Here is a 6,213-nt window from a genome sequence, read left to right as displayed (position 1 = left end):
CGTTGTCAAGGTTGGGTAGTATTTTCTCGTATACACTCGAAAATCTCCACCCTCCCCTTGACAAGAGGAAGTAAATGGATAAGTATGATTTTCTCAAAAGTGTTGCATTTAATATTGCAATTTAGATATTGATATGCATCAATTATTTTAATCAACTATCCTTGATTTCTTTTATTCTATCATATATATTAATTAATCTCTACCAAATTAAAATAAAAAATAACCCACTAGTCTAAGGCCCTATAACCTTTAAATCAGCAGGTTTTGATTTTTATAATATTTCCTGTTTAATTTTAGTTCCATCCTTGAAGTGAAATGTAATATTTTTTTCTATAACTATCTTATCTACAATGGCTGTCCATAAAGCTTCATCAAAATCTGCTAAAATTGTATCTTGGCTTTTAAGTCTATCTATAAAGGTATCTATGCTATCTTTTCTAACCTTATCATCTTGTTGCTTTTCTTCAATTTCGTTTAATTCATCTTGGGCTTTTTTATATCTTTCAACTAACTTATTATACTTTTTGGAGTATTCCGTTTGGTCCATAGCCTTTCTAGAATTCTCATCAACCATCTTTCTAAGAAGTTTTTCTACAATTTCTATCTTTATTTTTTATTGAATTTTCTTTGTTTCTTTGTTATAATAGTTATAAAGATACAAAGATATAGGTATTATATTTATGAATTTAGCATATACTATAAAGGAGGCTATAAATATGTCTACAATTGCTATGGAGCGTGATATTATGGATCGTAAAATAATCAGCGTTTCAAAAAAACGTCAAATTACAATACCTTTACAATTCTATAAACATCTTGAACTTGGAAGCGAAGTTGAATGCTCGCTTGAAGATGGTAAAATTATCATTCAGCCTCTTCATAGAGAACCTAGTGAATTTTCCGTTGAAATACTCGAGGATCTAGTTTCTCAAGGATATTCAGGTGATGAACTAGTAGAGCAGTTTAAAGTGCAAAGTAAAAATATTAAAAAAGCCGTTACCAATATGCTTGAAGAAGAAGATGCCATTGCAGCGGGTGAAAAGAAAGCAGCAAATTTTGATGACATCTTTGGTTCAGAGGACTGATTATGTACGAAATACTGTTCAGCCCTCAAGCTGAACGCTTTTTTAAAAAATTAAAAGAAAAGCCTCTAAAGAATGCATATAAAACAGCTTTACTAAAATTAAGTGAAAATCCTTATATCGGTCAGCCAAAACATGGTGATCTATCTGGTGTTTATGGTTTCGATGTAAAATATAAAGGTATCAATTATGAAATTGCCTATACCATAAGTGAGGTTGACGGTAAAAAGATTATTGTACTTCTTGCTGGAACTCGTGAAAATTTTTATGAACAACTAAAGCGATATATTAAATAGCTCTCGACAGAGGGCTATTTTGCTCTTTTCCCTTGATAGCCCATATAAAGAAATAATATTAATATATAGAAATAGGAAACCTTTCTTAATTGTGAACTCTCCCAATCCCTTATCACTAAAAAGTACACCCACCCAACAAAACTGCACACCCGTGTGCATAATTTAGCATTACTGTGTGCAAGTATATAAAAAATCCTATCTTAAATTTATCCCCAAAAACAACGAAAACTCCTTGAAATCAAGGAATTTCTATTGTATCAATATTATAGCCTTTTATGTCTATAGACTTAAATTTTAATACAATTTAGCAATATAAGTAAGTCAATATAAAGAATTCTTTTTTCCTAAATACTCCTGTTGCATATAATGTAAATGATGTGTATTATGCAGGATGGGATGGAACCCATCCCCTACTAACGATTTACCCATGTTATTCGTAGGGGCAGGTTTCCATGCTCGCCCGTTTAGCGACACATAATATTACTTATGTACATCAATTATTTTATCAAATATATTATCTAATTTCTATTATATTTTAATTGAGATAAAAAACAGTCCGCTAGTCTTAAGCTTTATAACCTTTAAACTAGGGGGCACTTGTACTACTTTATATTTTTATCTTCTAATTCTTCAAAGATATATCTAAACTGTTCCATATTACAAAAACTGATTCTTTTATTTCATCCCATGATATGTCATTAGCATAACTATATTTCTTCTGATATCTAGTCCAGTGGCTATATAAAATGTCACTTGAAAAAATCTCTTCAAGAATTAAATCTCCTTCTTGCAAAATATTTGACGAACCCCTTCTTTCTGATGTTGCTATAATTGCTTCAGTTAGTAAATCCTTATTAATATTATGCCCTTGAACTTTTAGCAAAATATAAATATCATAAAAATCCCTCAGCCTTGTATTTGCAATACTTCTTGAAATAATTGTTTCAAGTTTCTCAGCTATAACAGTTTCTATATTATAAGCAAGAATATATATATACTTCTGTCCTCTAACAATAAATCAAAGGTATAACCAACTTCGTTTGGTGTAATTTCATCACCTGTAGTAATATCAACCTTTAATGGTATTCTAGCATTTTCCATACAGGCTTCAAGGGATACTCTAAATCCATTGTACTCATCTTCAGTTCGTATTTCTTCTATCCCTTTAAATATAATATCTACGCCATCATCTATTGACACAGATAATATGTTTTTAAATGCACTTTCAATAGATTCTTTTGTTACTGGATAAGCTTTTATAGTCGCATCCATATCTACGGTAGACCTCATATCTACACCAACTAAAGGTGCTACCAACATACCACCTTTTAAAATAAACTTATCCTTAAATTCAGAAAGTGATATTCTTTCAAGAAGCCTTTCTAGCATATAGTTCCTTAATAAAATCTGTGCATTTATATTATTTTCCTTGGCTATGTTATTTATTAAATCTTTCAGTTGCCTTAAATTTTTCATAGCAATATCTCCATATACTTTCTTAAGTAATTTTGTACTCCTAATTCTTTTGCATATCTTAATAGCAATGGAATATTTTTATCCTTAGAACCTAAATACCTTTTAATGGATTCATTTAAAATGGCAATATCCATATTATTTCTGTTTCTAATAATATCACAAATAGTTCTTTCCTTGTTATATGCTTTAATAGGCCTTCCATAGATAGTTCTTAATTCAGTAACACCCATCTGATAAAGTGGCTTCTTAACAGTGCAGACTTTAACACCTTCGTTTCTTAAATGGGTAGCATTATATCCATAAGGAACAGTTACAGACCATTCAATGGGATCTCTATCTATTAAGTCATGTAAATACAATGCAGTTTCATGGGAAAAAATAGCCCTCTGATTTTTAGCCTGAAGTATGTACATTTCATCATCAAATGTATCTGGTGTCAAATATACCCCATGAGCAACCCTCTCTAATTTATTCTCTTTTACTAAAATATTTAAATATTGTCTTGGAATACCTGCTTCTTCAACTTCTTTCGTAAAGATTAAACCATCCTTGACATCGATTAGTCTTTCCAATTTATCTTGATAATTCATAATTATCAACCCCCATTTACTTTTACACTATAATTATAAACCATTTGAGCGTAAATGTAAATCATTTTATGTTTAAACTTATATAAGACTTCATTATAATTGTGCAATCCAATTACTGATAAATAGGCTATATTGCTACTTTTATATTAATATCTAAAAAATTTTAATATACTTTGAAAGCAGTTCAAAATACTTATCACTATATCTATGAAATTCACCTTTATATATCATATCCCTTAATTCTTCTACGGTTACCCATTTAACATCGCTTACTTCTTCTTTTTGCAACTTAATATCTTCCAAATTTATCTCTTGTTTTACTACCCAAATATCAGTAAAATCATTCTTCCGTTTATATCTAATAGGTTTATATGATGGGTGAATATCAATTCCCAATTCTTCTTTCGTTTCCCTACATACAGCTGTAATACTATCTTCTCCTTGTATTGCTGATCCTCCAGTAGTTGCCCATTTTCCTGGAGCAAATTTTAAATTTTTTGGCCTTTTTTGAATTAATATTTCTCTTTTGCCATTAATAATCCATATATGCACTATTAAATGATATTCGCCATCTCTTAAGTTTTCTCCTCTAGTAATAGTTTTTCCAGTCACATTCCCATTCTCATCTAATATATCCCATGTTTCCATAGAAACTCCTCCCCATTCTACGATAAATACTCAATTTAATTTGGTTGCATAATCTTCCAAATCTTAACTATATTATATATAAACAATAATAAAAAACTGCACACCCATGTGCATAATTTAGCAATAGGGTGTGCAGTTTTTTACATTGTATCAATATTTAGTTTATGTATGTGTAATTAGTACAAAATAGATGCAGAATCTTCTTTGAAAGATTCAGGGGTTAAAAAAGACCTTTTCCACAAATCTCTGCTTGCATTTGTGTTTCACCCTTAATAGTCAAAGAATATAGTTTTCCGTAACTCATTGCTGATGTATCGACCTCAATTACGGAATTTTCCAGTTGTTGTATTGGCATGGAACAATTATCTTCTTTACTTATAAGGCAAAATTCAAGGGGCTTGTCTACGGAAACCTGTTCACCGTTTATATATTTTTCAACTCCAATGCGAACTTTGTTTTTTATTCTGACAGAATAATCAAAGTATGATTTACTGTTAAATGCTAAATCCTCTCTATATAGTCTATAGCCTACGTTTTCTTGTTTTTCATCGCATACATTTACAGAGAATCGCAAAAATATCTCATCGTCATCTTCCCACCAAATCAAAATATCTGTCTTTCCAATGCTTTTTCCTATTATAGACATCTTATCTGAAGCTATTATATTTTGATTGGATACAGACAAGAGAAGCTTTGCATCCTTAATATGTTTGTAATCTTTAATTAGTAGCGGTAGTAATTCTATTTTTTGATCTACTCCTATATTTTCGATTGGTGACAGTAATTCTATCCGGTAGTTTGAAATTGAGTCCTTGTTTGCAATTCCTGTTTTAAAATCATCGGATGGACCTTTTAATTCTCTATTACAGGTGAGTTTTGTGACACCGGAAATAGTTGAGTCTATTCCTATGACTTTCCATACAGCATTTGACAATATAAATGTATGATTGTAGTTAATAAGATGTGTGTATTGATTGTTTTTCAATACGCAAGTTAAGCTTCCTGAACCCACCGATATCATAGGAGAATGTTCAATCCAAAATTTCATACCCTCTGTTGGAACTCTGCAATAGAACTCTCTTACTCTGCCATCCAAAACAATTTTAATTTTATTGTCAAAACCACCACCGTAAGCTTCTGCAACTCCATTTAAATCTATATGCAGATCTGAATTGCCTTTGTAGAAATGTTGATATTTGTTCCAACTATTGTTTTCCCAAGAATACGCAGAGATATTAATATTATTACTCTCTACACAAAACTCCCCCAACGAAAAACCTGCTCTTACTCCATTTTCTTGTTTTATACATCCTACAGTGACTTGCGGGACACCCAAGGTGTCATCTACCCATAACGTATGACTATGTCCACATAAATATAAGCAGACTCCATAGTCATTAAAAATATTTACAAGCTTTCTTTTTTCAGTAGGTTCCAGCAAGTCAAGCCCTCGATGACCAACAGCAATTGTTATTTTTTCAGTAGGCTTGACGGTTAAAAGCTCATTCAGAACATAACTACTGCCTGCCATTAGCGTTCCGGCATCATTTATGCATTTGTTTCCACTGGCATCTTCAACACTTTGTCCCGCTAAAAGTTCTGTGTTAATCAGTAAAATATTACAATCCTTTGTCACCACAGCTTTATGAGGACTGATCTTATAACAATTATCAAACATTGTATTGACAAAATCAGTACCGTAGATAAAGTTCAGTACTTTCTTGTAAAATGAAAAAGCATCAACTAATTCAGGCAAATTAACGAATCTACCTTTTTCGGTTTGATATTTGCTTTTTTCAGTAATAAGTAGTTCTTGTCTATTATTATAGTCTCGATTCAAATCATGATTTCCCGGTACGCACAAAATATTACATGTATTAGTTATTCCAACTAATTTTGTGATTCCCAAAATAAACTGTGCAACTTTTTGGGCGTTTTCGTCAGTATCATCTTGGCAACTTGCATCCCTAAAGTCACCTGAAAGGATCAAATAGTCTACAACAACTTGGTTTTGATATAAAAAATCCTTTAGTTTATCTCTTAAATAATTACTATCTGTACCATCATCATCAGGATTAAAATGCAAATCAGATAGATGTAACCATTTCATTATTTCACCTC

At 31.1% G+C, this 6,213-nt stretch carries 6 protein-coding genes and 1 pseudogene; 2 read left to right on the top strand and 5 right to left on the bottom strand.

All coding sequences use genetic code 11. From position 1 onward, the window contains the following. Window positions 1–271 precede the first annotated feature (271 nt). Window positions 272–574 (bottom strand): hypothetical protein, encoded by a 303-nt coding sequence (locus tag EJN67_RS08130; protein ID WP_129723837.1) that lies wholly within the window; start codon window positions 572–574, stop codon window positions 272–274. A gap of 142 nt (window positions 575–716) precedes the next feature. Between EJN67_RS08130 and EJN67_RS08125 the strand changes: the two genes are divergently transcribed. Beyond that, window positions 717–1,085, top strand: coding sequence for an AbrB/MazE/SpoVT family DNA-binding domain-containing protein (locus EJN67_RS08125; RefSeq protein ID WP_129723836.1), 369 nt, complete (start codon window positions 717–719; stop codon window positions 1,083–1,085). Window positions 1,086–1,087: 2 nt separating this feature from the next. After that, window positions 1,088–1,378 carry a type II toxin-antitoxin system RelE/ParE family toxin gene (locus EJN67_RS08120; protein WP_129723835.1) on the top strand — a complete coding sequence of 97 codons (291 nt, stop codon included), beginning with the start codon at window positions 1,088–1,090 and terminating at the stop codon, window positions 1,376–1,378. Window positions 1,379–2,000: 622 nt separating this feature from the next. Here EJN67_RS08120 and EJN67_RS08115 read toward each other — a convergent pair. The 4 genes and pseudogenes from EJN67_RS08115 to EJN67_RS08100 all read right to left on the bottom strand — a co-directional run bounded on the left by EJN67_RS08115 (window position 2,001) and on the right by EJN67_RS08100 (window position 6,202). Next, window positions 2,001–2,854, bottom strand: a pseudogene (locus EJN67_RS08115) (nucleotidyl transferase AbiEii/AbiGii toxin family protein). Then, window positions 2,851–3,444, bottom strand: a complete 594-nt coding sequence (locus EJN67_RS08110; protein WP_129723834.1) for a type IV toxin-antitoxin system AbiEi family antitoxin domain-containing protein — start codon at window positions 3,442–3,444, stop codon at window positions 2,851–2,853. The pseudogene EJN67_RS08115 and the gene EJN67_RS08110 overlap by 4 nt, the downstream one beginning before the upstream one ends. 153 nt (window positions 3,445–3,597) lie before the next feature. After that, complete coding sequence (locus tag EJN67_RS08105) at window positions 3,598–4,092, bottom strand: NUDIX hydrolase (protein ID WP_129723833.1); 495 nt, start codon at window positions 4,090–4,092, stop codon at window positions 3,598–3,600. Window positions 4,093–4,312: 220 nt separating this feature from the next. Continuing rightward, a complete protein-coding gene (locus tag EJN67_RS08100; RefSeq protein ID WP_128751638.1) occupies window positions 4,313–6,202 on the bottom strand; it encodes a metallophosphoesterase family protein in 1,890 nt (629 codons plus the stop codon). Window positions 6,203–6,213: the final 11 nt, after the last annotated feature.

This window comes from Xylanivirga thermophila, assembly GCF_004138105.1.
Taxonomy (GTDB): Bacteria; Bacillota; Clostridia; order Caldicoprobacterales; family Xylanivirgaceae; genus Xylanivirga; species Xylanivirga thermophila.
Note: the sequence above shows the minus strand (reverse complement) of the source record. Positions and strands in the feature narration are given on the sequence as shown.

What these genes read in the sequence shown, in the direction of transcription:
- EJN67_RS08120 (WP_129723835.1), top strand. Translation starts at nt 1,088, where the DNA reads ATGTACGAAATACTGTTCAGCCCTCAAGCTGAACGCTTTTTTAAAAAA.
- EJN67_RS08130 (WP_129723837.1), bottom strand. Translation starts at nt 574, where the DNA reads ATGGTTGATGAGAATTCTAGAAAGGCTATGGACCAAACGGAATACTCC.
- EJN67_RS08105 (WP_129723833.1), bottom strand. Translation starts at nt 4,092, where the DNA reads ATGGAAACATGGGATATATTAGATGAGAATGGGAATGTGACTGGAAAA.
- EJN67_RS08100 (WP_128751638.1), bottom strand. Translation starts at nt 6,202, where the DNA reads ATGAAATGGTTACATCTATCTGATTTGCATTTTAATCCTGATGATGAT.
- EJN67_RS08110 (WP_129723834.1), bottom strand. Translation starts at nt 3,444, where the DNA reads ATGAATTATCAAGATAAATTGGAAAGACTAATCGATGTCAAGGATGGT.
- EJN67_RS08125 (WP_129723836.1), top strand. Translation starts at nt 717, where the DNA reads ATGTCTACAATTGCTATGGAGCGTGATATTATGGATCGTAAAATAATC.